Source organism: Collinsella sp. AF08-23 (assembly GCF_003479805.1).
Classification (GTDB): Bacteria; Actinomycetota; Coriobacteriia; order Coriobacteriales; family Coriobacteriaceae; genus Collinsella.
Genome location: NZ_QUHV01000008.1, coordinates 45,317 through 68,382, shown reverse-complemented (window position 1 = coordinate 68,382; position 23,066 = coordinate 45,317). Strand labels below are relative to the sequence as shown.

General features: G+C 60.9%; 22 protein-coding genes. 21 read left to right on the top strand and 1 reads right to left on the bottom strand.

From position 1 onward, the window contains the following. Positions 1-27: 27 nt before the first annotated feature. From DWV48_RS05915 to rsfS, 10 genes are all read left to right on the top strand, one after another. Positions 28-1,173, top strand: a complete 1,146-nt coding sequence (locus DWV48_RS05915; RefSeq protein WP_118653941.1) for an FtsW/RodA/SpoVE family cell cycle protein — start codon at positions 28-30, stop codon at positions 1,171-1,173. 36 nt (positions 1,174-1,209) lie between these two features. Continuing rightward, a complete protein-coding gene (locus tag DWV48_RS05910; protein WP_199588908.1) occupies positions 1,210-2,103 on the top strand; it encodes a hypothetical protein in 894 nt (297 codons plus the stop codon). Positions 2,104-2,205: 102 nt separating this feature from the next. Next, entirely contained in the window at positions 2,206-4,083 is a 1,878-nt protein-coding gene (locus DWV48_RS05905) for a TIGR03960 family B12-binding radical SAM protein (protein ID WP_118653901.1), read from the top strand. Beyond that, complete coding sequence (locus DWV48_RS05900) at positions 4,080-4,919, top strand: TIGR03936 family radical SAM-associated protein (protein ID WP_118653900.1); 840 nt, start codon at positions 4,080-4,082, stop codon at positions 4,917-4,919. The genes DWV48_RS05905 and DWV48_RS05900 overlap by 4 nt, the downstream gene beginning before the upstream one ends. Before the next feature lie 97 nt (positions 4,920-5,016). Then, the gene (gene rplU / locus DWV48_RS05895) at positions 5,017-5,385 is read left to right on the top strand and encodes a 50S ribosomal protein L21 (protein ID WP_118653899.1); all 369 of its coding nucleotides are present in this window, start codon (positions 5,017-5,019) and stop codon (positions 5,383-5,385) included. Positions 5,386-5,424: 39 nt separating this feature from the next. Then, complete coding sequence (gene rpmA / locus DWV48_RS05890; RefSeq protein ID WP_006721167.1) at positions 5,425-5,682, top strand: 50S ribosomal protein L27; 258 nt, start codon at positions 5,425-5,427, stop codon at positions 5,680-5,682. Between the two features lie 214 nt (positions 5,683-5,896). Continuing rightward, on the top strand, positions 5,897-7,321 hold the full coding sequence (gene obgE / locus DWV48_RS05885; protein ID WP_118653898.1) for a GTPase ObgE: 1,425 nt from the start codon (positions 5,897-5,899) through the stop codon (positions 7,319-7,321). A gap of 1 nt (position 7,322) precedes the next feature. Next, complete coding sequence (gene nadD / locus DWV48_RS05880) at positions 7,323-8,003, top strand: nicotinate-nucleotide adenylyltransferase (protein WP_118653897.1); 681 nt, start codon at positions 7,323-7,325, stop codon at positions 8,001-8,003. Beyond that, complete coding sequence (gene yqeK / locus DWV48_RS05875) at positions 7,987-8,589, top strand: bis(5'-nucleosyl)-tetraphosphatase (symmetrical) YqeK (RefSeq protein ID WP_118653896.1); 603 nt, start codon at positions 7,987-7,989, stop codon at positions 8,587-8,589. Before nadD ends, yqeK begins: the two co-directional genes overlap by 17 nt. A 59-nt stretch (positions 8,590-8,648) precedes the next feature. Then, positions 8,649-9,113 carry a ribosome silencing factor gene (rsfS, locus tag DWV48_RS05870; protein WP_118653895.1) on the top strand — a complete coding sequence of 155 codons (465 nt, stop codon included), beginning with the start codon at positions 8,649-8,651 and terminating at the stop codon, positions 9,111-9,113. 54 nt (positions 9,114-9,167) lie between these two features. Here rsfS and dinB read toward each other — a convergent pair whose 3' ends face one another. Continuing rightward, positions 9,168-10,496: a DNA polymerase IV gene (dinB, locus tag DWV48_RS05865; RefSeq protein WP_233546191.1), complete on the bottom strand. Its 1,329-nt coding sequence runs from the start codon at positions 10,494-10,496 to the stop codon at positions 9,168-9,170. A gap of 249 nt (positions 10,497-10,745) precedes the next feature. Between dinB and rpsP the strand changes: the two genes are divergently transcribed. The 11 genes from rpsP (at position 10,746) to DWV48_RS05810 (ending at position 23,059) form a co-directional block, all read left to right on the top strand. Beyond that, positions 10,746-11,102: a 30S ribosomal protein S16 gene (gene rpsP / locus DWV48_RS05860; RefSeq protein ID WP_006721173.1), complete on the top strand. Its 357-nt coding sequence runs from the start codon at positions 10,746-10,748 to the stop codon at positions 11,100-11,102. 2 nt (positions 11,103-11,104) lie between these two features. Further along, on the top strand, positions 11,105-11,416 hold the full coding sequence (locus DWV48_RS05855) for a KH domain-containing protein (RefSeq protein WP_199588907.1): 312 nt from the start codon (positions 11,105-11,107) through the stop codon (positions 11,414-11,416). Beyond that, on the top strand, positions 11,364-11,936 hold the full coding sequence (locus DWV48_RS05850) for a ribosome maturation factor RimM (RefSeq protein ID WP_369834837.1): 573 nt from the start codon (positions 11,364-11,366) through the stop codon (positions 11,934-11,936). Before DWV48_RS05855 ends, DWV48_RS05850 begins: the two co-directional genes overlap by 53 nt. 18 nt (positions 11,937-11,954) lie before the next feature. Further along, a complete protein-coding gene (gene trmD / locus DWV48_RS05845; protein WP_118653892.1) occupies positions 11,955-12,722 on the top strand; it encodes a tRNA (guanosine(37)-N1)-methyltransferase TrmD in 768 nt (255 codons plus the stop codon). After that, positions 12,722-13,279, top strand: a complete 558-nt coding sequence (gene lepB / locus DWV48_RS05840) for a signal peptidase I (protein WP_118653891.1) — start codon at positions 12,722-12,724, stop codon at positions 13,277-13,279. Before trmD ends, lepB begins: the two co-directional genes overlap by 1 nt. 99 nt (positions 13,280-13,378) lie before the next feature. Beyond that, positions 13,379-14,296 carry a glycine--tRNA ligase subunit alpha gene (locus tag DWV48_RS05835; RefSeq protein WP_118653890.1) on the top strand — a complete coding sequence of 306 codons (918 nt, stop codon included), beginning with the start codon at positions 13,379-13,381 and terminating at the stop codon, positions 14,294-14,296. Next, entirely contained in the window at positions 14,297-16,387 is a 2,091-nt protein-coding gene (glyS, locus tag DWV48_RS05830; RefSeq protein WP_118653889.1) for a glycine--tRNA ligase subunit beta, read from the top strand. It abuts the gene before it with no gap. 453 nt (positions 16,388-16,840) lie between these two features. Further along, on the top strand, positions 16,841-18,520 hold the full coding sequence (locus DWV48_RS05825; protein ID WP_118653888.1) for a ribonuclease J: 1,680 nt from the start codon (positions 16,841-16,843) through the stop codon (positions 18,518-18,520). A 136-nt stretch (positions 18,521-18,656) separates the two neighbouring features. Then, entirely contained in the window at positions 18,657-21,158 is a 2,502-nt protein-coding gene (locus DWV48_RS05820; protein WP_118653939.1) for a DNA translocase FtsK, read from the top strand. Next, a complete protein-coding gene (locus DWV48_RS05815; RefSeq protein ID WP_118653887.1) occupies positions 21,159-22,523 on the top strand; it encodes a RodZ family helix-turn-helix domain-containing protein in 1,365 nt (454 codons plus the stop codon). Between the two features lie 38 nt (positions 22,524-22,561). After that, entirely contained in the window at positions 22,562-23,059 is a 498-nt protein-coding gene (locus tag DWV48_RS05810) for a YajQ family cyclic di-GMP-binding protein (RefSeq protein WP_118653886.1), read from the top strand. Positions 23,060-23,066 lie beyond the last annotated feature (7 nt).

The following is a 23,066-nucleotide window of genomic DNA, read 5'->3' as shown; positions in this document are numbered from 1 at the left end:
GATTCCCTTTCGCGTGTTAATAAGCACATGAGCTCCGATAGGGGCGGCTTTCGTCAAAAGGTCAATGTCCCCGTACTGGTTGCATGGCTTTGCCTGCTGGCGTATGGCTCACTCGTGATTTGGACCGCATCGCTCACCATCGCCGAAGCGTCGTTTACGCGCCAATTGGTGGGCATCGGCTTGGGTGCCATCCTCGCGTTCCTCTGCTGGCGTTCGGACTTTTCCGGCCTGGCGGGCATGACCACCATCTTGCTCGTGGTCGACCTCATCGTGCTGTTCAGCCCCTATATCCCCGGCTTGTCGTACAACGCCAAAGGCATGACGGGTTGGATCAAGATTCCGCTCATTGGGTTGACCTTCCAGCCGGTCGAGCTCGCCAAGATCATCACGATCTTTTTCATGGCGTCCCTCGGTGCGCAGTACAACGGGCGTATCGACAGCGTGCGCGAGTACGCTAAGCTCTGCGGCATGCTCGCCATACCCTTTGGGGCCGCCGTCGTCGCCGGCGACTTGGGCAGTGGTTTGGTCGTGTTCTTCTCCGGGGCGTGCATCATCATGATGAGTGGACCGAAGAAAGAGTGGGGGCTTTGCACGATTGCTCTATTGGTCGGAGCCGTTTCGCTTTTGCTCGCGCTCGACTCGGTTCTCGATAGCATGCTCGGCAAGGACGTGCTGCTCAAGCAGTATCAGATGAATCGCCTGCTGGTGTTCATCAATCCGGAATCCGATACGAGCCAGTCTGGGTATAACCTCTTGCAATCGATGATCGCCGTGGGTTCGGGGGGCTTCTTTGGCAAGGGCATCGGCAACGCCTCGCAATCCGGCGCGGGTTTTTTGCCCGAGGCGCATACCGATTTCATCTTCGCCCTGCTCTCCGAGGTGTTCGGCTTCGCGGGGGCGCTCGTCCTGCTTGCGTTCTTCGCCTTGCTCATCTTCGGCACCATTCGCATCGCCCATCAGTCGGATTCATTGTTCTTGCAACTTGCCTGCATCGGCATCGTGGGCATGTGGACGTTTCAGCTCTTGGAGGAGGTGGGGATGTGCATTGGGCTCATGCCCATCACCGGCATTCCCTTGCCCTTCATCAGCTTCGGCTCATCGTCCATGCTGATGCAGTGCGCCGCGTTCGGCATCGTCCAGTCCATCTGGCGCTCACGCGGCAAGGCCCGTTAGCTTCGGACTTTTGCCGCTGAAAGAAAGTAGGTTTCTATGGGTATTCCCATCGATTCGATCTTGAATACGGTCAAGCTCGGTGCCTCCGTTCGCGGAGAGGCAGATGTTTCTGTGCGCGTCGCGGTGTTCGTTGATGCAACCGCGACTCCGTTCCTGATTGACGCGATCCGGGAGGCGTTTGTTCCACAGACCACCTCCGCGCTCGTGCGCGTGGAGCGCCTGGGTGAGGCGCCTGCGTCGGCCAAAGATGACACCGACGTGTCGATTGTTCTTTCGTGCGGCAGCGTGCGTCTTCAGGAGCATGTGCAGGAGCTTGTGGTCTGTGGTGCGCCGGTCGTGGTGCTTTCGGAATCAAGCGTCGAAGTTCCGTTCATTCGCCATGACACACGCATGCTCGGCCTGATCGCCGCCACCGATAAGACGTATCTGCTCGATACGCTCGCGCGTTGGATCCTCGAGCGTACCGAGAAGCAGAGTGCGTTCGCCGCGAACTTCCCGTTCATGCGTATCGCGGCGGCGAATCGCGTTATCGCGTCCGCTTCGCTCGGCAACCTTGCCACGGGCGCCTTGTTCTTCATGCCCGGGGCCGATTTTCCCGTCATGACGGTCGCGCAGATGGGCATGATGCTGCAACTTGCCGCGATTTTCGGTAAGCCGATGCGATTTGAGCGGGCGTATGAAGCCGCCGGTATCCTGATGGCGGCTTTGGCGATGCGTGCCGGCACACGCGTGCTGGTCAGACAGGCAGGGCATGCGAGCTTTTTGGTCAAGGCGATGGTGGGCGGCCTGGGTACCTACGGCATCGGCCGTGCGCTTTGCATCCTGTACGAGCGCGATGTGGACTATTCGCGCTTGAACGACGCCGTATCTGGAGCCGTGGGGCGTATGAAGGGCCTTGTCGTCGCCCGCCAGGACCCCGTGCGGGCGTAAGCCCCTGCGACCGGAGATGTGGTCGGGCGTGCCCAAATGGCACCCACGCCCGATACACACCGGAACCCGTGTATCCGTTTCGACCTGTTAGGAGACATCGCCGTGCGCGTTGCCTACGAAAACCGCTTCTCGGAGCTCGAGCCGCTTTTGGCACGCGTCGAGAAGCCCACGCGCTACATCAACCACGAATGGGGTGCTCTGTATAAGCCTGAGGCCGAGCACCGCTGTGCGCTCATCTACCCGGATGTCTATGAAGTTGGTCTGCCCAACCAGGGCATTGCCATCCTGTACCGTAACCTCAACGAGGCAGAGGGCCTTTCCTGCGAGCGCGGTTACATCCCTTGGGTCGACATGGCCGATGAGATGCGGGCCGCCGGCATCCCGTTGCTCTCACTTGAGGGCGCGGCGCCCATCGCATCCTTCGACGTGGTGGGCTTCCACGTCCCGCACGAGATGGCCTGCACCAACTACCTCGAGGGCCTCGACCTCGCCGGCATTCCGCTGCATGCGGCTGACCGCGGCGAGGACGACCCCATCGTCATCTGCGGCGGACCGTCCGTTTACAACCCCGAGCCCCTCGCGCCGTTTTTCGACTGCATGATGATCGGCGAGGGCGAGGAGCAGATCGTCGAGTTCTGTCAGCGTCATCGCGAGCTGCGCGACGCTGGTGCCTCCCGTCACGAGATGCTCCGCGAGCTCTCGAAGATCGGCGGCGTCTACGTCCCCTCCCTCTACGAGGTGCGCCACGACGAGCCCTGCTCGCCTCACGGCTACACGGTCCCGCGAGAGGGCGAGGACGTGCAGCCCGTGGTCTACAAGCGCGTGGTCAAGGACTTCGGCGCCACCAACCCCGTGCCCCAGGCCGTCGTCCCCTACATGCAGATCGTCCAGGACCGCCTGTGCGTCGAGGTGCTGCGCGGCTGCGCCCGCGGGTGCCGCTTCTGCCAGGCCGGCATGACGTACCGCCCGGTGCGCGAGCGCTCCGCCGACCAGGTGGTCTCCGCCGTGACGGGCGGGCTCGCCCATATGGGTTACGACGAGGTCTCCCTCAACTCCCTCTCCACTACCGACCATTCCAAGTGCGCCGAGATCTTGAACCGCCTAAACAGGCGACTAGGCGATACCGGCATCTCCATCTCCGTGCCGTCGCAGCGCCTCGACTCCTTCGGTGTCGACATGGCCGCCGCCGTGGCGGGGGAGAAGAAGGGCGGTCTCACCTTCGCTCCGGAGGCGGGCAGTCAGCGCATGCGCGACATCATCAACAAGAACGTGACCGAGGAGGACCTCGAGCGCGCCACCCGCGCGGCCTTCGAGGCCGGCTGGCGTCGCATCAAGCTGTACTTCATGATGGGGCTGCCGGGGGAGACCGACGAGGATATCGTCGCCATCGCCGAGCTCGCCGACCACACGCTCGAGATCGCGCGCGAGGTCGTCCCCAAGGAGCAGCGTGGCGGCATCTCCGTCTCCATCTCGGTGTCGGTGTTCATCCCCAAGGCCCACACCCCGTTCCAGTGGTGCCCGCAGCTCGACGACGCAGAGGTGAAGCGCCGCCAGCAATTGTTGTTCCACTCGGTCAAGAACCGTGCCGTGCGCATCCACTGCCATGACGCCGCTACCTCGCTCGTCGAGGCGGTCATGAGCCGCGGCGGGCGTGATATCGCCCCCCTCATCGAAGGCGCCTGGAGGCGCGGCCAGCGCTTCGACGCGTGGACCGAACAGTTCGAGCTCGAGCGCTGGGAGGAGGCGGCTGCCGAACTCGGCATGGACTTGAGGGCGCTCGCCAAAGAGTCTTTCGAGCTCGATTGGCACCTTCCCTGGGAGCATGTGAGCCCCGGCGTGTCCCGCGGGTTCCTCCTGCGCGAATATCGCCGCTCCCTCGAGGGCGTCACCACGCCCGACTGCACGCGCGAGTCCTGCACGGGCTGCGGTGTGTGCCCGACCCTGAAAGCCGATAACGTCTTGGTTGGTGAGCGCGCATGACGAACGCATCCGAGCCCACGCTTTTCCGCCTCCGCGTGGCCTATCCCAAGTTGGGGCGCCTCAAGTATCTGGGGCATCTCGAGTTGATCCACACCGTCGAGCAGATCGTGCGCCGCGCCAAGCTTCCCTATGCGGTTACCCAGGGCTTTTCGCCGCATATGCGCATCGCCTACACCTCCGCGCTGCCCGTGGGCACGTCCTCCACGGCCGAGTATTTCGACGTGTATCTGACGGAGCTTGTTCCCGCCGAGTTCGCGCTGAAGCTCCTGCAGGGCGCTGCCCCCGTCGACCTGCGTCCCCTTGGCGCGGCGTACGTGGAGCTTCGTCGCCCGGCGCTCACAGCGGAGATCAACGAAGTCCACTACCTACTTGAGGTTTTCGTCAACCCCGGGTTTTCCGTGACGGACGAGGCGGTCTCGCAGGTCCTCTCTGGGTGGTATGACCAAAGCGCCGAGATCCCGTATCGTCGAGGCAAGAAGACCAAATCCCTGGACGTTCGCCATCTGCTCAAGGGCTGCAGCCACCGCGTTATGCCCGATGGTCGCATCTGGCTCGAACTCAACACACGCTGCGACAACGAGGGCTCGCTTCGCCCCGAGATTATCGTGGCCGCCCTCGATCAAGCGCTACGTGGGCTTGAGCCGGGCGTCGACGAGGAGATCGTCTCCACCGGTATTCAGAAGCTCGTGACTATTTCGTCGTATAATGTCGAGCGCTGCTCACAGCGTATCCGCATAGACGACGCGAGTGAGGTCCACCCGCTAGGCCATGAGCTTGAGGCACCACAGGGGAGCCTTACGGCGCGTAGTGCAGCGGAGGCTTTGTCGAACCTGTGAATATGCAGGGAAAACGTTGTATTAATCCGTTGACGTGCCACAAACCACCTGATACCATATCCGACTGTTGCACAACTGATGCATGAAGGGCAAGAATATGTACGCAATCGTTTCTACTGGCGGCAAGCAGTATAAAGTCGCCACCGATGACGTCATCACCGTCGAGAAGATCGAGGGCGAGACCGGTTCCAAGGTCGAGCTCGAGGTTATCTTCCTCAACGACGGCAAGAAGATCGTCACGGATCCTGCCAAGCTCGCCAAGGCTAAGGTCACTGCTGAGATCCTGGAGCAGTTCAAGGGCGAGAAGCAGCTCGTCTACAAGTTCCACAAGCGTAAGCGCTATCACCGTCTCAAGGGCCATCGTCAGCAGCTCACCAAGCTGAAGATCACCAAGGTCCAGGCCACCTCCCGTGCCGCCAAGAAGACCACCAAGGTCGAGGAGCCCGAGGCTCCCGTCGCCGAGTAGACGCACCATTTGTAAGTAGTTAGAGAGCAGGTACCTGACATGGCACACAAAAAAGGTCTCGGTTCCTCCCGCAATGGTCGCGACTCCCGCGGCCAGCGTCTGGGCACCAAGCGTTTTGACGGTCAGACCGTGAAGGCCGGCGAGGTTCTCGTCCGCCAGAACGGCACCCACATCCACCCCGGCGAGAACGTCGGCCGTGGTAAGGACGACACCCTCTTCGCGCTTGTCGAGGGCAAGGTTAAGTTCACCAAGGGTCTTAAGCATCGCGTGAACGTGTACCCTGCCGTCGAGGCGTAATTCACCCTTTTTGCATTTGCATCTTGAGCAAGGCTCTCGCTTGGTGCGGGAGCCTTGTTTTTATGTGTACCCGCGAGTTCTGCCATTGGGGACGCACGCCTTTGTGGCGCAGTCTTTTACTATGGAATGCATTGATGCGCTGCGTGCCAAAGGGGTATGTCCCCATTGGCACGCGCGTGGCTATATTCGATTGATCTTACAAGGAAGGGGCATCATGTCCCAGTTCACCGACATTTGCCGCATCAACGTCAAGGGCGGCGACGGCGGCGCGGGCTGCATGTCGTTCCGCCGCGAGGCGTTTGTGCCCAAGGGCGGCCCGGACGGCGGCGACGGCGGTCACGGCGGAGACGTCGTCATCCAGGCCGATGCCCAGCTTTCCTCGCTTATCGATTATCGGTTCAAGCACCACTTCCGCGCCGAGGCGGGCACGCACGGCAAGGGCTCCAAAAAGGACGGTGCCGATGGTCGCGACCTCGTGCTGAAGGTCCCCATGGGTACGGTTATCCGTGAGCTCGATCCCAGCACGATGGAAGCGAGCTATGAGATAGCCGACCTCACGCATGATAGAGAGCGCGTCATCGTGGCCCCGGGTGGCACGGGTGGCTTGGGTAACCCGCATTTCGTCACCTCCACGCGCCGTGCCCCCGCGTTCGCCCAGAAGGGCGAGCCTGCCATCGAGCACTGGATCGAACTTGAGATGAAGCTCATGGCCGATGCCGCACTCGTGGGTTTCCCGAGTGTTGGTAAGTCCTCCCTCATCGCCCGCATGAGCGCCGCCCGCCCTAAGATCGCCGACTATCCGTTCACCACGCTCGTGCCGAACCTCGGCATGGTCCGCGCGGGCGAGTATTCCTACGTGGTTGCCGACGTCCCCGGTCTCATCGAGGGCGCTGCCGAGGGCAAGGGTCTGGGTCACCAGTTCCTTCGTCATGTTGAACGTACGGCGCTCATCTTGCATGTGGTCGACATCACGGGCAGCTACGAGGGACGCGACCCGCTCGAGGACTATCGCATTATCAACGATGAGCTGCGCCGGTACGCCTCTGAGCTTGCGGATCGCCCGCAGATCGTCGTGGCCAATAAGTGCGATGCGAGCGGTATGCAAGATCGCGTCCAGGCCCTCAAGCAGGCAGCGCTCGCCGACGGGCACGAGTTCTTCGCGGTCTCCGCCCTCACCGGCGCTGGCCTTCAAACGCTCATGCTCGCTTGCGGTGAGCGCGTGAGTGAGCTGCGTCGCGCCCTCGCCGAGGAGCAGGCAGCTGCTCCTGCGTTTGATGATGAGAAGTGGGAGCGTGCTCGTAAGGCCCGCGACAAGCGGTTCCACGTTGAGCAGGAGGAGCTGGGTGCCTGGCGCGTCACCGGCACCAACGTTGAGCGCATGGTTGTGCAGACCGATTGGGAGAACGAGGAGGCCATCATCTATCTCCAGCACCGTATGGCGCGTATGGGTGTGGACGATGCGCTTATCAAGGCGGGATGCAAGAACGGCGACGAGGTACGCATCCTGGGTTACGCCTTTGACTTCGAGGGCATTGAGGATGACGATGCCGAGGATGAGTTCAACGACCTCGAAGGCCTTGTCGAGGTTGTGGATCTTGATGATGCGCCTCTCGGCGGCGATACCGAGGATGCTGAGTAGGATGGAGACTCCCAGCCGCTTGCTGCCCTCGCTTGGCTCAGATTCCAAACGAATCTATCGCCTCGGCATCATGGGCGGCACGTTCGACCCCATACACTACGGGCACCTGGTGACCGCCGAGCAGGCTCGCGAGGCGCTTGACTTGGACCTTGTCCTGTTTATGCCTGCTGGTTCGCCGGCGTTCAAGCAGGACAAGCGTGTGAGTGACCCCGAGGACCGTTACGCCATGACGGTCCTGGCGACGGCGGCCAACGCCGCGTTCTACGCGAGCCGCTTCGAGATCGACCGTCCGGGCGTCACGTACACCGTCGACACCTTGAGTGAGCTTCGCCGGCACTATCCAGATAACGTCGAGCTGTATTTTATTACCGGAGCCGACGCCATCATCGACATTCTGGCATGGCACGATGCCGACCGTCTCGCCTCACTCGCGACTTTGATCGCTGCGACCCGCCCGGGGTACGACATCGAGACCGCTAAGTCGCGCATCGCCGCCTCGGGCATCGATTTCGACGTTCGTTACATCGAGATTCCCGCGCTCGCCATCAGCTCCTCGAACATTCGCGAGCTCGTGGCCTCGGGAAAGAGCGTCCGCTATCTGACGAGTGAGTCCGTGATGGGGTATATTCGCAAGAACGATCTGTACGTACAGGAGGGGAGCGGCAATGGCCATGGTGCATGATCAGACCGCCGAGCTCGAGCGCGTTCGCAACATACTCGAGGTTCGAATGAAGGAAAAGCCTCGGCGTTATCAGCATTCGCTCGGCGTTGCCCGTACGGCCGTGGACCTCGCTCGTGCCTACGAAGTGGACGAATACCATGCCGCATTTGCCGGGCTTACGCATGATTGGGACAAGGTGCTGGATGATCATGAGCTGCTTGCCCGGGCCGCCCAATACGGCGTCAAGGTGACCGGATCTCCCACGCGCGCGGTCGGCCTGTTGCATGGGCCCGTCGCCGCCCACGAGCTGCCGCATATCTTTGAAGGCATCGCTCCCGAGGTGTGCCAGGCGGTCGCCCGTCATACGGTAGGGGCGATCGACATGACCCCGCTCGATATGGTCGTGTTCATTGCCGATGCGATCGAACCGGGTAGACGTGGCGATTATGCCGAGCGTCTGCGCGCTATGGTGGGGTCAGCGCCACTGGAAGAACTGTTCTTCCAAACGTTCGCCCAGGGGCTTGTGTATGTTATCTCCACAGGTCGCTATCTGTACCCAACCGCAATTGACATCTATAATGCGTACGCAGTGAAACGTTCGAGATAGCGCCCGTGTGTCATGTGGGGACGTATCCCTTGGCACGCTTTAAACATGAAAGGTATTCAATGTCTGATATGACCGATGCCCAGCTTCTTGAGTATGCCGCCGGCTTGAACGCCAAGCCCGTTGAGGATGGGGAGGGTCCTGCCTCCGTTGATCGCTCCTCCGCCTCGCTTTCCTCTTCTGGCGTGCCCGCGATCGAGGTCGCTCGCGCTGCGGCTGACGCCGCCTCCTTCAAGGGTGCCGAGGACATCTGCATCATCGATCTTACCGAGCTGTCCGACGTGTGCGATTACTTCGTGATTGCCACCGGCAGTAATACGCGTATGGTCGATGCGATCGTCGATGAGGTCGAGGAGCAAGTTGCCAAAGCTTGCGGCGAGCATCCGTTCTCCATTGAGGGGCGCGAGGAGCGCAATTGGATCCTCATGGACTACGGCTCGGTTATCGTGCATTCCTTTACGCCTGAGGCACGCGAGTACTATCGCTTGGAAAAGCTCTGGGGCGATGCTCCCGTCGTCGAGCTGTAGAGCCCTCCGGCCGTGCGGTGCAATTGGGGACGTACCCCACTTGCACCATGCCGGCTAGTCGGTCGGTTTGTTTTGGTTGAGGAACTTGGCAGGGTCGACGAGGTCGCCGTTGAAGCGGGTGGCGCGGCCGAAGCTGACAGCATCGGTACCGAATTTCTCACGCACAGCGTCGAGCGTCACAGCCAGATCGCGCTTGTCGCTCGCCATGGCGCCCCGCTCGTCAACCTCGCAAAACAAATCGGTCTGGATACCGGCACCGTCGATGCCGAAGTCACTCACGCCTACACCGGCTAGGCGCACGTGCGTGCCCACGCTCCAGATACTCTCAAGCAGTTCGCAGGCAACGGCTCCGAACACGTTCTCGTCGTCGGTCGCATGGGTGAGCTTGCGCTGAATCGTCCGCCCCTCGCCGAAGGAGTACTTGAGCTTGAGTGTGACGGTTCGGCCCGCGAGGTTCTTACGGCGCAACCTTCGCCCTACGGATTCGGAGAGCAGGTGGATCGCCGCCTTCACGTCTGTTACATCCGTGAGGTCCCGAGAGAACGTCCGCTCGTTGCTCACCGACTTCACGTCCTCGGGCGCATCGATAGCGGAGACTTCGCTCACTTCCCGTCCAGCAGCGCGTAGACGCACCAGCTCGGCATTGACGCCGAAGATGGGGGAGAGAAGCGTATTCGAGGCTCCAGCGAGCTGCCCGAGTGTACGGATGCTCACTTTATGAAGGGCACTTTCCGCAGCCTTGCCGATGCCGCTCATGGCTCGGACGGGCAGTGGTGCCAAGAAGCCTTCCTCGGTGCCGGGAAGCACCACGGTGAGACCGCGTGGCTTTTCGCGCTCGCTGGCGATTTTTGCCACTGTCTTATTACGGCCCAGGCCAATTGAGCAGGTGATTCCCAGCTCCGCCACACGGTCAGAAATCCGACGGGCGATGGCTATTGGGCTTTCGCGGGTAAAACGTCCAGGCGAGATGTCGAAAAATGCCTCGTCGATGGACACTTGTTCCACGTAGGGAGTCTCGTCTGCCAAAATCGCCATGACCTGCGTACTCATCTCGCGATAACGCGCGAAATGCCCTGGCGTCCAAATGGCATCGGGGCAGAGGCGCGTTGCCTGCGCCGAGGACATGGCGGAATGGACGCCGTACGTACGTGCCTCATACGAGCAGGTGGAGACCACGCCGCGTTTCTCGGGGCTGCCACCCACGATAACCGGCTTGCCGCGCCATTCGGGATGATCGAGCTGCTCCACGCTCGCGAAGAACGCATCGAGGTCCAAAAGCCCGATGGCGGGGCCACTCCACGTGCCAAAGAGCACATCAGAAAACGCCGCAGAATCGAGGGCTTCGTCGTTGCCATGCCAAAGGGGCGCGTTTCCAAAGGACACGTCGTTTTCAAAAGAACCGTATGTATGTTCGATATTGCTCATACGATGAGTATAGCCAAAACACGGGATGTACGCTGCGTGAAAGCAAGATTCCACCCTTGCATTCCCGCAAATCTTAGATAAGATACTGGATTGCTTGCGACTTATCTGCACGAAGCCGGTCTCAAATGCTTCCCGTCAAGTCGTTGGGCGAAAGTATTTGTCCTGGTAAGGAATGCAGCGAGAAGCTGCGCAGAAGAAGGAGTTTGCATGGCTGTCAAGATCCGCCTCGCTCGTCATGGTTCCAAGAAGCGTCCGTACTACCGCGTCGTCGTCGCCGATTCCCGCACCCGTCGCGATGGTCGCCCCATCGAGGAGGTTGGCCGTTACAACCCCATGACCACCCCCAAGACCATCTCCCTCGACCTTGAGAAGATCGCCGACTGGCAGTCCAAGGGCGCTCAGCTCACCGACGCCGTCGCCGCTCTGGTGAAGGCCGCCAACGAGGGTGAGAAGGCCGCTGCAGCCCCCAAGAAGTCCAAGAAGCAGCTTGCCAAGGAGGCCGAGGAGGCTGCTCGTAAGGCCGAGGAAGAGGCTGCTGCCGCCGCTGAGGCCACCGAGGAGTAACGGTGTCCGAGGATCTGATCTCCGAGACCTTCGATGACGAGACCGTCGAGTTCGATGAGGGCGAGGAGCTCGTCTCCGATCGCATCGCCGATCTGGTCGAGTATCTGGTCGTCAACATCGTCGATGATGCTGACGGTGTGAGTCTCGAGGTCATCGACGGTGCAAGTTCCTCCACCATTGAGGTGACCGTCGCCGAGGGCGATGTCGCCAAGGTGATTGGACGTCACGGTCGCACCATCAAGGCCATCCGCACGCTCGCGCGTGCCCTCGCCGCTCGACTCGACACTTCTGTCGAGGTCGAGGTCATGGGCTAACGTCGTGCCGGCCTCGTATAAGAACATAGCCCGTGTGGTTCGTCCACATGGCACCAAGGGGGAGGTTCTCGTGGCTCCGCTGCGAGGCCTTCCCTTTTTACTCAGCGAAGGGATGCGCGTCCATCTGACGCCCCCCGCCCTCAAGCGGGAGCGAATCTCGACCGTGGAAGCGGTGTCCGAGACGGCAGATGGCGGCCGCGTGCTCTTTTCTTGCGCGCATGACCTGGATGCCGCCGAGGGTATTGCCGGTTGCTACGTCCTCGCCAGCTGTTCCGATTTCGAACTCGGTCCGCTTGACGCCGCATTCGAAGATCTCGTTGGCCGATTGGTCGTTGACGAGCGCCATGGTTCGCTCGGGCATATCGCCGAAGTCATGGAGACGCCCGCGAATGACGTCTGGGTCGTTGAGGGCCCCGATCATGGCGAGGTCCTGATTCCCGTCATCGATGATGTGGTCAGCACGATTCCGGTGGAGGGCCCCATTTCTGTTCGCGTTATGGACGGTTTGCTCGACCTGTAAATCACGAGGGGAGTGCTCATGCTCATCGAGACCCTCTCGGTCTTTCCCGAGCTTTTCGAACCCTATATGTCCACCTCGATTATGGGACGCGCTCGTGCTCGTGGCCTTTTCGACTTCAAGAGCTACGACCTGCGCGATTGGACGCACGATCGTCACCGCACTGTTGACGATGCGCCCTTTGGCGGAGGTGCTGGCATGCTCATGAAGGTCGAGCCGCTTCACGACGCCATCACCGACATCTCTTCTCGCGGTGATGTCCGTCCGTGCGTGGTATTTTTCACGCCCTGCGGCGTGCCGTTCACCCAGCATGTCGCAGAGCGTCTCTCAAGCGTCGAGCGCATCTTGTTCGTATGCGGTCGCTATGAGGGCATGGACGAGCGTGCTTACGCCCTGGCCGATGAGCGTCTTTCGATTGGCGATTACGTCCTTACGGGCGGCGAGCTTCCCGCGCTTGTGGTGAGTGACGCCATCATCCGTCTTTTGCCGGGCGCCCTCGGCAATGACATGGGAAGCGTCGATGAATCATTTTCCACCTGCGAAGATGGCGGCCTTCTCGAGTATGCCCAGTACACGCGTCCCGCCGACTTCAACGGTAACGCCGTGCCCGAGGTGCTGCTTTCAGGCGACCATGCCAAGGTTGATGCCTGGCGCCGCGCAAGCGCCCTCGAGCGCACGTGCCGGTGGCGTCCCGACCTGATCGAATCCGCACGCCTTACAAATGGCGAGCGCGTGCTCGCCACTGAGCTCATCACACGTTTCCATGGCTCCAAGGCAGGGGAGGCTTAATGTCTGAACGTCGCGGCATATTCTCGACCATCGCCGAATGGGTTGGCGTCTTTCTCATCGCCTTCGCGGTGTTCGCCCTCATTCGCACCTTCGTTTTGTCCCCGTTTACCGTTCCAACTGGGTCGATGGAGCCCACCATACAGGTGGGCGATACCATCTTCGCGCAAAAGGTCACGCTGAACATGGGGCACGACGTCGAGGACGGCCAGATCGTCGTATTCGAGAATCCGGTTGCCGGCACCGAGCACGATATTCTCGTTAAGCGCGTGATTGCGCAGAGTGGACAGACCGTCGACCTGATCGATGGCGTCGTCTACATCGATGGATCTCCGCTTGATGAGCCCTATGCCCAGGGGTCGAGTTATGAGCTCGTGACCCAGGCGCCTGGCGTCGAGGTGAGTTTTCCCTATACCGTTCCGGATGGCTACATTTGGGTCATGGGTGATAACCGGGAGAATTCCGCCGATTCGCGCTACTTCGGTCCCGTGCCTAAGGAGAACCTCATTGGCATCGCCTTCTTCCGCTATTGGCCGATTGACCGAATTGGAACCTTGTAGCACGTATCGGGGATGCGTCGCAGGTGGCACGCCATATCCGGTAATCCTGCTAAAATAATCACTTGTTTGACCGTACGATTGAAGGGGAGCAACGCCAAGATGAATCCGAATGCGTTGACGTTCCAGGACATGATCCTCAAGCTCGAGGCCTATTGGGCCGGCCACGGCTGCACCGTCATGCAGCCCTATGACTCCGAGGTCGGTGCCGGTACCTTCCATACCGCAACCCTCCTGCGCAGCTTGGGTAAGCAGCCCTGGCGTGCCTGCTATCCGCAGCCCTGCCGCCGCCCCGCCGATGGCCGTTACGGCGAGAATCCCAACCGTATGCAGCACTATTACCAGTTCCAGGTGCTCATCAAGCCGAGCCCCGAGAACTCCCAGGAGCTGTATCTCGATTCCCTCACCGCCATCGGTCTCGACCCTGCCGAGCATGACGTGCGCTTCGTCGAGGATGACTGGGAGAGCCCGACGCTCGGTGCCTGGGGTCTGGGCTGGGAGGTCTGGCTCGATGGCATGGAGGTCACGCAGTTCACGTACTTCCAGCAGGTTGGCGGCATTGAGTGCGATCCGGTGCCCGTCGAGATCACCTACGGTCTCGAGCGTATCGCCATGTACGCGCAGGGCGTCACAAGCGTGTACGACCTTGTGTGGAGCTACCTGCCCGATGGTACGCCCATGACCTACGGTGACGTTTTCCTCGAGAACGAGCGCGAGTTCTCCGCGTACAACTTTGAGATTGCAAACATCGAGATGATGCGTCAGAAGTTCGATGATTTCGAGGCCGAGTGCCACAGCTGCCTCGATGCCAAGCTTCCGCTGCCTGCGTACGACTGCGTCATGAAATGCTCGCACAGCTTCAACATCCTCGATGCACGCGGTGCGCTTTCGGCAACTGAGCGCGCAGCCTATATCCTGCGTGTGCGTACGCTTGCCAAGGCGTGTTGTGAGTCGTATCTCGTCGAGGTCGCCGGTGATGCCGCCGTCGAGGCTTCCAATCAGAAGGGGGAGGTGGCGTAAATGGCCGGTACCCGTGATTTCCTGTTCGAGCTTGGCGTCGAAGAGATGCCCTCCGCTCCGCTCAACAACGCCGTCAAGCAACTCAAAACCCTGATTTCCAAGGGTCTGGACGATGCTGGACTGGCCCATGGTGACGTTCGCATCATTTCTTCGCCGCGTCGTCTCGCTGCATTGGTGTTAGACGTCGCCGAGGCGACGGAGGAGATTCACTCCGTTCTCCGCGGGCCTTCCGCAAAGATCGCATTCGACGCCGAGGGAAATCCCACCAAGGCGGCCGAGGGTTTTGCCCGCAAGAATGGCATGACCGCCGCGGAGCTCGTCCGCCGCGAGGACGCAGACGGCACCGAGTACGTCTTCGCTGAGCAGAACACGCCTTCCGAGCCCGCTGTTCCGATTCTTACCCGCGTGTGCGAGGATCTCATCCCTGCCATTCAGTGGCCTAACTACCGTAGCCAGCGGTGGGGGAGCGAGCATGCCACGTTCGTGCGTCCGGTGCGTTGGATCTGCTGCCTGTTCGGAGAGGAGGTCGTGCCCGTCTCCTTTGCCGACGTGAAGAGCGGCTCCACCACGCGCGGTCATCGCGTTTTGTCGCCTGGTGAGCACGTTGTTTCCAGCGCCGCGTCCTACGAGCAGGTTCTCGAGGCGGCGCATGTGCTCTCGGCCGAGCGCCGTGAGGAGGTCATCCGCGCTGGTATCGCTCGTGTCGAGGACGAGCTCGGCGTGCGTGTGGACACGCCCACGAAAATCTTCGATGAGGTTGTGAACTTCTGCGAGTGGCCCACGGTTCTGGTTGGCCATTTCGACGAGGAGTTCCTCGCCGTGCCCTCCGAGATCATCTGCGAGTCTATGCTCTCCAACCAGCGTTATTTCCCCACCTACGATGCGGAGGGTAAGCTCACCCGCGCTTTTGTGGTCGTCTCGAATGCCGATCCGGCCGTGAGTGAAACGGTTGTCGACGGCAACGAGCGTGTGGTGCGCGCCCGTCTGTACGATGCAAAGTTCTTCTACGACGAGGACCTCAAAATCGATCTTGAGGAGTTCCGTGCTCGCCTGGCAAACGTTGGTTTCCAAAAGAAGCTCGGTACGGTCCTGCAAAAGTCCGACCGTATGGAGGACCTGGCGCTCGCCATCGCCAACGAGGCGCATTTGGGCGCGCATGCCGCCTCCGATGCCCAGCGTGCCGCTCATCTCGCTAAAGCCGACCTGGTCTCCTCGGCTGTTGTCGAGTTCACGAGCCAGCAGGGCGTGATGGGCGGGTACTACGCCACCGCCGCGGGTGAGGAGCCTGCTGTCGCCGCTGCGATTCGCGATCATTACCGTCCGCGTTTTGCCGGAGACGAGCTGCCCGAAGGTATCGCCGGATGCGTTGTCGCCGTGGCCGACAAGCTCGACACCATCGCGGGCATGTTCGCCATTGGCGAGCCGCCCACCGGCTCCAAGGACCCCTTCGCGCTTCGTCGTTCCGCAATCGGCGTGCTGAACATCCTTCGTGATCGTTTGGGCTGTGGCTACGAGGCGATTGTCGATGCTGCGCTCGATGGGTACTTGGAGCAGGGACTTGCATTCGACAAGGACGAGGTGGAAGCTTCCGTGTGCGCCTTCATTAAGGGTCGCATGGAGCAGATGGTCCGCGATGAGAAGATCTCCGCCGATACCGTCGCCGCCGTTTCCGCTGGCAGCGTCACTGTGCCTGCGCAGTACTTCCAGCTCGCCCACGCCCTTGAGGACGCCCGTGCCAACGATCGCGAGGCGTTTGACAACCTCGCCACCGCCTATGCCCGCGCCGCCCATCTTGCCGATGCCGTGCTTGGCAGCGAGGTCGATTCCGCGCTGATGGGCGATGCTGAGAGAGTCTTGCTCGAGGCCACGGATGCCGCCCAGGCCAACGTCGATGTGGCACGGTCCGCCAAGGACTTCACTGCGGTAATCGCCGCTCTTGCGGCCCTGCGCGAGCCTATCGATGCGTTCTTCGACGAAGTTATGGTCATGGATGAGGATGAGGCCTTGCGTGCAAACCGCCTGCGCCTCCTCAACCGCTTTGAATCGGTCTTTGCCGGCATCGCCAACATCGGCGAGATGGCCCGCAAGTAGCGATTAGCTGGGTCTGATCCCGTCGCTCCGCCCTCGTACCTATCATTCCGTGCTCAAACAGCGCTTGCGCGAACTGCGCGCGGAACGATAGGTGCGAGGGCGGAGCTCTGGCAATTCACTCTCAATCAATTGCGATTTGATGTGATGATTGAGGTGAAGCCTTTTCGATATCCCTCCCGGTCCGGGGCTTACCATCCCGCGCGCAGTTCCGCACGAGCCGAAGGGTCCTGTGGACCCTTCGTGCGAGCCAGGACTGTTCGAGCACGGGATGATTTGCCCCGGACCGGGAGGGGCGTAGTTCTTTTGGTGGACTTTTGTCCTGCCGTTGCAAGCCCGTTACAATAAAACGGAATGCGCCGGACCTCTCGAACCGACGTTGGTTATTTCGACCAGTACGATGGGTGCGCCCCATCGTTTTTGTATGAAGCTCAAACGAAAGGAAACAATTCGCTTATGGCAAACAACAAGAAGACCTCTTCTGCCGCGCTCAAGGTCATTCCCCTGGGCGGCCTTGACGGTATTGGCAAGAACATGACCGCCTTCGAGTGCGGTGAGGACATGGTTCTTATCGACGCGGGCCTCATGTTCCCCGACGACAATCAGCCCGGTATCGACCTGGTCCTGCCCGACTACACCTATGTACTCGAGAACGAGCACAAGCTGCGTGGCATCATCGTCACGCACGGCCACGAGGACCATACCGGTGCCCTGCCGTATCTTCTCCAGGACCTCAACACCAAGGTCCCCATCTTCTCGAGCAAGCTCACGCTCGGCTTCATCGAGGGAAAGCTCTCCGAGTTTCGCATCCGCGCGCCCAAGTTCCGTGAGGTCAAGGGCGGCAGCCATGTCAACCTCGGCTGTTTCTCGATCGAGTTCTTCTCAACGACGCACTCCATTCCCGGCGCGCTCGGCGTGTTTCTCAAGACGCCGGCGGGCACCGTGGTGCATACGGGAGACTTCAAGCTCGACCAGACGCCCATCGACGGTGTGACGCCCGACTATGGCGCCATCGCCCGCTTTGGTAAGCAGGGCGTCGATCTGTTGCTGTCCGACTCCACCAACGCCACGGTCCCTGGTTTCACCAAATCCGAGGCGGAGGTCGGTCCCTCGCTGCTGCATATCATCAAGAACGCCAAGGGACGTGTGTTTGTCGCGTCCTTCTCGAGCCATATCCATCGTCTGCAGCAGATTTGCAACGCCGCCAAGAAGTGCAACCGCAAGATCGTGGTCACGGGTCGCTCCATGCTCACGAACACGCGTGTCGCCCGTGAGCTCGGGTACCTAAACGTTGACGAGCACGACCTTGTCGATGCTTTCGACATCAATGGTCTGCCCGAGGATAAGATCGTGGTCATGTGCACCGGCTCCCAGGGCGAGCCGCTCTCGGCGCTTTCCCGCATGGCCAACGGCGAGCACAAGACGCTCTCCATCCATGAGGGCGATACGGTGATCATCTCCGCAACGCCTGTCCCCGGCAATGAGAAGGCCGTTCAACAGGTCGTCAACAGCCTCGCAAAGCTCGGTTGCGACGTGTACGACAAGAGCCGTGCGCTGGTGCACGTCTCGGGCCATGCGAGCCAGGAGGAGCTTAAGCTCATGCTGGCCCTCACCAAGCCCACCTTCTTCATGCCCGTGCACGGTGAGGCCGTGCACCTGCGCGCGCATGCCGCCCTCGGAGAGAAGATGGGCATTCCGTCCAAGAACATCTTCGTCGTCGATAACGGCGACACGCTCGAGATGCGCGACGGCCGTGTCAAGCGCGGGCGCGCCGTCGAGTCCGGCGTCGTGTACGTCGATGGACTCCGCATCGGCGACACCGACCCCATCGTCCTGCGCGATCGCCAGAAGCTGGCAAGCGATGGTATGGTCACGGTCGTCGCCATGGTCGACATGAAGCGCAAGAAGATCGGCGATCTCGAGTTCTCTGGACGCGGTGTCTCGTTCCCCATCGATGACCAGTTCTCCGCCGACGCCTCCGCCGCCATCCAGCGCGCGATCGAGAAGGGTTCGTTCAACTTCTCCAGTTCGGGCACGGATGCCATCCGCAAGGCTGTCCGCGACGCGTTATCCAATTTCATCTGGAACAACAATCGCACGCGGCCGATGATCATTCCGGTCGTCATGGAGGTGTAGGTTGCCTCGCGCAAACGCAGCCACGAACAAAAAGGGAGGTGCCGCGGGCAAGCGCGCCGGTGCCAAGCAACCGTCGCGCAATCTTCGCGCGAATGGTTCGAAGGCGGCCGTGCAAGAGCCCGCCTTCGAGCCGTTGATGGATTCATCCGTCGGTCGCGATATCACGGGGATCGTGCTCGCGGTCGTCGCCGTCGTATCCTTCATCGCCGTCGTCTCGCCCTCTTCGGCACCCGTCTCGCATGCAATAGCCAGTTTTTACCACCTCGGCTTCGGCCTTGGTGCCTATGTGCTGCCGTTTGTACTCCTCATGTTCGCCGGCGGTCTATTCTTGCGTGAGAAGACCCCGCTGAATGTGCGAACGCTCGCCGGCGGCGGGCTTATGTTCGTCTGTGTGCTTTCCATGCTTTCGCTTATGGTTCCTGGAACCGATTACGCAACCGCCGGCATGTTCGAGACCGCCGCGCTTATTACGTCCGGTGGCTATCTAGGTGCATTCATCGCCAGCGCGCTTCAAGCCGCGCTCGGCAAGACGATTTCGATGGTGGTCCTGGTCGGCCTCGTCATCGTCGGCCTTGTGATAATTGGGTTCTCCGTGAGTTCCTTTTTCGAGATGGCCGCAGACCGTGCGCGGAGACTCGCCGAGCGCCGTCGTGTGGATGTGAATGACATGCCGTGGGGCGAGGACGCCGAGCACGCCCAGGCCCAGCGTCGCATGCCTTCCTCCCGCGGTGGTGCTGCAGCCGATCAACAAACGCTTTTCGATGATCTCGATACTGCCGAGACCACGTTCTTGGGCGCGCGCGAGACGAGTGTGCTTCGCCCGCCCGTCGATGACGAGGTTGATGAAGACCCCTTCGTCGATGTGAGTGAGCAGGTCGCCGCAGAGCAGGCCAAAACGACGCTCATTCCCGTTCGTGACACGCTCATCGATGAGAAGCGGGACTGCGAACCGGACGCCGCAGCCGATGATGCCTCCGACGCCGTCGATCCCGAAATCCCGCCGTTCGATGCGGCGGATACTCCGAAGGGGCCGGCAATTCCCGAGTTCCTCAGGAACGCCAACGCTTCTGCTGACAGCCCAAAGCAGGCCGCCATGTCTACCGTGCGTGACGCCTCGGACGATACCGCCACGGCAGAGGGAGAGTTGCAGCTGCCTCCGCTCAGCATGCTGCGCCATAATCCTCATTCCGCATCTTCCGCTTCGTCTGAGGGGGAACTTGAGCAGACTGCCAACTCCTTGCAGTCCACCCTCAACGAGTTCGGCCTTCATTCCCGCGTTGTCGGTTGGATATCGGGCCCTACTGTCACCACCTTCAAGGTGCAGCCCGGTGAGGGAGAACGCGTGAGCCGTATCTCCAATCTCGAGGACGATATCGCGCTGTCGCTCGCCGCCCAATCGGTCCGCATCTTCGCCCCGATTCCCGGCACCTCGCTCGTGGGCATCGAAATTCCCAACGCGAAACGGCAAAACGTCAACCTCGGCGACGTACTGCCTTACGTCCAGGGTGGTCCGCTCGAGCTCGCGATCGGTAGAGATGCCGAGGGCCAGCCCATCGTGGCCGACCTCGCCAAGATGCCCCATCTGCTCATCGCGGGTACCACGGGCTCTGGTAAGTCCGTGATGATCAACTCCATTATCATGGCCCTGCTCATGCGTAGCTTGCCCGAGGATGTGCGCCTGATCATGGTCGATCCTAAGCGCGTGGAGCTATCCGGCTACAATGGGTTGCCGCACCTGTATGTTCCCGTCGTGACGGAGCCCAAGCAGGCGGCGAGCGCCCTGCAGTGGGCGGTGTCCGAAATGGAGCGGCGCCTCAAGGTGTTTGAGCGCCTGGGGGTCCGCAAGATCTCGACGTTCAATGAGAAGCAAGCGGCGGGAGCATTCGAGCATTACGACAATCCGCCTGCCAAGATGCCTTATCTCGTCATCATCATCGACGAGCTCTCCGATCTCATGATGGTGGCTGGCAAGGACGTCGAGGCTTCGATTGTCCGCATCGCCCAGCTCGGACGCGCGGCGGGTATCCACCTCATCGTCGCCACGCAGCGCCCCAGCTCCAACGTCGTGACGGGCCTCATCAAGGCGAACATCACGAATCGCATCGCGTTCAATGTCGCGACGGGAATCGACAGTCGCGTCATCATCGACCAGATGGGTGCCGAAAAGCTCACCGGTTACGGCGATATGTTGTTCTCCAAGGTTGATTGGGGCAAGCCCAAGCGTATCCAAGGCTGCTTCGTATCGGACGATGAGATCAACAGTGTCGTCGAATTCGTCAAGGAGCAGGGCGCGCCCGACTATCACGAGGAGATCCTCTCTGCAGTCGCCCCGGCGACGATGTCCGGCGGCGGGGGAGGATTTTATAACGAGGCCCCGAGCGAAGATGACCCCCTGCTATGGGATGCGGCACAGATCGTCGTCGAGACCCAGCTCGGCTCGACCTCCGGTCTGCAGCGTCGTCTCAAAGTAGGATATGCCCGTGCTGGGCGCATCATGGATATGCTTGAAGAGAAGGGCATCGTCGGACCACCCGATGGGTCTAAGCCGCGCGAGGTCCTTTACGACGAGGAGGGGCTTGCGGCTCTTCGCGCCGTCGAGGAACCCTTGAGCGAAGATGAGATTTTTGGAGGGATGTAAATGAGCCGTCATTTCGGCGACATGCTTCTAGAGCGCCGTCGTCAGATGGGCGCCTCAATCCAGCAGGTCTCCAATATCGTAAAAATTCGTCCGCAGATCATAGAGTACTTCGAAACGGAGAATTTCGCCGCCATGCCCCCGCGCGGGTATGCCCAGGGGATGATCTCGAGCTATGCCCGTTATCTCGGTCTCAACCCGCGTGACGTCATCGAGGCGTATTTCGATGCGCTTCATGAGTATGAGCACGGTGGTGGGAGCGTGGGACGTTTCCAGGATGCCGCCGCAGATGCCAGCCCGCGTAGCTCGAACGCATCGGGCAGGTATATGATGGTCAACTCGACGACGACATCGCGTTTTGCACAGCGACCGCCGCAAGCGGGGTATGTGTCCGAGGCCAATTCATCGCATGAACCCCTGTCCTCTTCACGGTTGCGACCGGCCACCAGCCGCCGTCCCTCACCGGATAGGGGATATGACCCCTCGCTTCGTTCTCGCACGAATGGAAGGGAGGGTGCCTACGGGCCCGGAGTCCGTTCGTCCGATGAGATGGAACCGCGTGGCGGTCGCCGCCCGCGATATGCCGGCGACCCGCGCGATCCGCGCAGGGCGGCATATGGTCAGCAACGCAATCGTTCCGATTCGTATGGCGATCCCCGTCGAGGGAATGGGGCGCGTGGGGGCGGAAGGCCTCCGCGTTCCGGTGGCGCTCCGCACCGCGCCCCCCAGCCTTCATTCGATCCACGCATCCTCTTGGCTGCTGGTACCATCCTGCTGGTCTTGATCGTTCTTTGCGTGACTCTTCTCCTACGTGGGTGCACGCCCAAGGAAGATGCGAAGGCGGGTTCGAGTGCGCCGAGCACCTCCCAGGTCGATACGGGTCAAGACGACGGCACTGAGGACACGTCCTCTTCTGATTCCAAGGCGGGCGCCTCTCAGGACTCAGAAGGCGGCGACATGACAGATGGCAAAGATTCCGCGAGTAGCGAGCCCACGGAGACGGTCGTGAAGGTCGCGCTCAAGGAAAAGGGCACGGTTGCCTGGGTCGAAGTCAAGCTCGATGGCAAGATCGTCCTCGGCAAGCAGGTCGTTGGCCCCTTTGAGCAGGAGTTCACCGTATCCAGCCAGATCGACATCACCACGGATTCCCCGAGCGACGTTGCCGTTTACAAGAACGGGGAGAAAGTCCGCTACGATACCAAGGTGTCCGGTGTCGGGAAGGTGTCCATCACCGCTCCCCAAACGGATGAATCCGACGAGAAGGTCATCGACAGCGATGGAGACGGCACGCCAGACATGACCGCAGCGGAGGCTAAAGAGGCGGGCATCACCGTTTCCGATGGCAGTTCTTCCAGCGAGTCGCAGTAACCCCGCCCGAACGGGCGCATGAGATAAGGAGCCGCACCATGGCAAAAGATTCCAGCTTCGACGTCGTTTCCGAAGTTAATATGCAGGAGGTCGACAACGCCTTCCAGCAAACCTCACGCGAACTTGCACAGCGCTACGATCTGAAGGATTCGGGTGCCACGATCGAGCTTTCCAAGGCCGACAAGCTCTTTACGCTCAACGCACCTGCGGATTTCGTCGCTCGACAGATCATCGATGTGCTTTCGGGCAAGCTCATTAAGCGCGGCGTCGACGTCAAGGCGGTCAAGTGGGATGATCCCCAGGCGGCTTCCGGTGGCTCCGTCCGTCTCCTCGGCCATATCGTCGAGGGAATCGACCAGGCGACTGCCAAGAAGATCAACAAAGACATCAAGGACCAGAAGCTCAAGGTCAAGGTCACCATTGAGGCCGATAAACTTCGCGTCTCGAGCGCCTCGAAGGATGCCCTCCAGCAGGTCATCGGCTTTTTGCGCAATCAGGACTATGGTCAGCCGCTTCAGTTCACCAACTATCGTTAGGATCATG

Excerpts from the sequence above, each read along its gene's own strand:
- obgE (WP_118653898.1), top strand. The coding sequence starts at position 5,897 with ATGTCCCAGTTCACCGACATTTGCCGCATCAACGTCAAGGGCGGCGAC.
- rpmA (WP_006721167.1), top strand. The coding sequence starts at position 5,425 with ATGGCACACAAAAAAGGTCTCGGTTCCTCCCGCAATGGTCGCGACTCC.
- DWV48_RS05815 (WP_118653887.1), top strand. The coding sequence starts at position 21,159 with ATGAGCCGTCATTTCGGCGACATGCTTCTAGAGCGCCGTCGTCAGATG.
- rplU (WP_118653899.1), top strand. The coding sequence starts at position 5,017 with ATGTACGCAATCGTTTCTACTGGCGGCAAGCAGTATAAAGTCGCCACC.
- lepB (WP_118653891.1), top strand. The coding sequence starts at position 12,722 with ATGTCTGAACGTCGCGGCATATTCTCGACCATCGCCGAATGGGTTGGC.
- yqeK (WP_118653896.1), top strand. The coding sequence starts at position 7,987 with ATGGCCATGGTGCATGATCAGACCGCCGAGCTCGAGCGCGTTCGCAAC.
- rsfS (WP_118653895.1), top strand. The coding sequence starts at position 8,649 with ATGTCTGATATGACCGATGCCCAGCTTCTTGAGTATGCCGCCGGCTTG.
- DWV48_RS05820 (WP_118653939.1), top strand. The coding sequence starts at position 18,657 with ATGGATTCATCCGTCGGTCGCGATATCACGGGGATCGTGCTCGCGGTC.
- trmD (WP_118653892.1), top strand. The coding sequence starts at position 11,955 with ATGCTCATCGAGACCCTCTCGGTCTTTCCCGAGCTTTTCGAACCCTAT.
- nadD (WP_118653897.1), top strand. The coding sequence starts at position 7,323 with ATGGAGACTCCCAGCCGCTTGCTGCCCTCGCTTGGCTCAGATTCCAAA.
- DWV48_RS05900 (WP_118653900.1), top strand. The coding sequence starts at position 4,080 with ATGACGAACGCATCCGAGCCCACGCTTTTCCGCCTCCGCGTGGCCTAT.
- DWV48_RS05825 (WP_118653888.1), top strand. The coding sequence starts at position 16,841 with ATGGCAAACAACAAGAAGACCTCTTCTGCCGCGCTCAAGGTCATTCCC.
- DWV48_RS05910 (WP_199588908.1), top strand. The coding sequence starts at position 1,210 with ATGGGTATTCCCATCGATTCGATCTTGAATACGGTCAAGCTCGGTGCC.
- glyS (WP_118653889.1), top strand. The coding sequence starts at position 14,297 with ATGGCCGGTACCCGTGATTTCCTGTTCGAGCTTGGCGTCGAAGAGATG.
- DWV48_RS05915 (WP_118653941.1), top strand. The coding sequence starts at position 28 with ATGAGCTCCGATAGGGGCGGCTTTCGTCAAAAGGTCAATGTCCCCGTA.
- DWV48_RS05835 (WP_118653890.1), top strand. The coding sequence starts at position 13,379 with ATGAATCCGAATGCGTTGACGTTCCAGGACATGATCCTCAAGCTCGAG.
- DWV48_RS05810 (WP_118653886.1), top strand. The coding sequence starts at position 22,562 with ATGGCAAAAGATTCCAGCTTCGACGTCGTTTCCGAAGTTAATATGCAG.
- rpsP (WP_006721173.1), top strand. The coding sequence starts at position 10,746 with ATGGCTGTCAAGATCCGCCTCGCTCGTCATGGTTCCAAGAAGCGTCCG.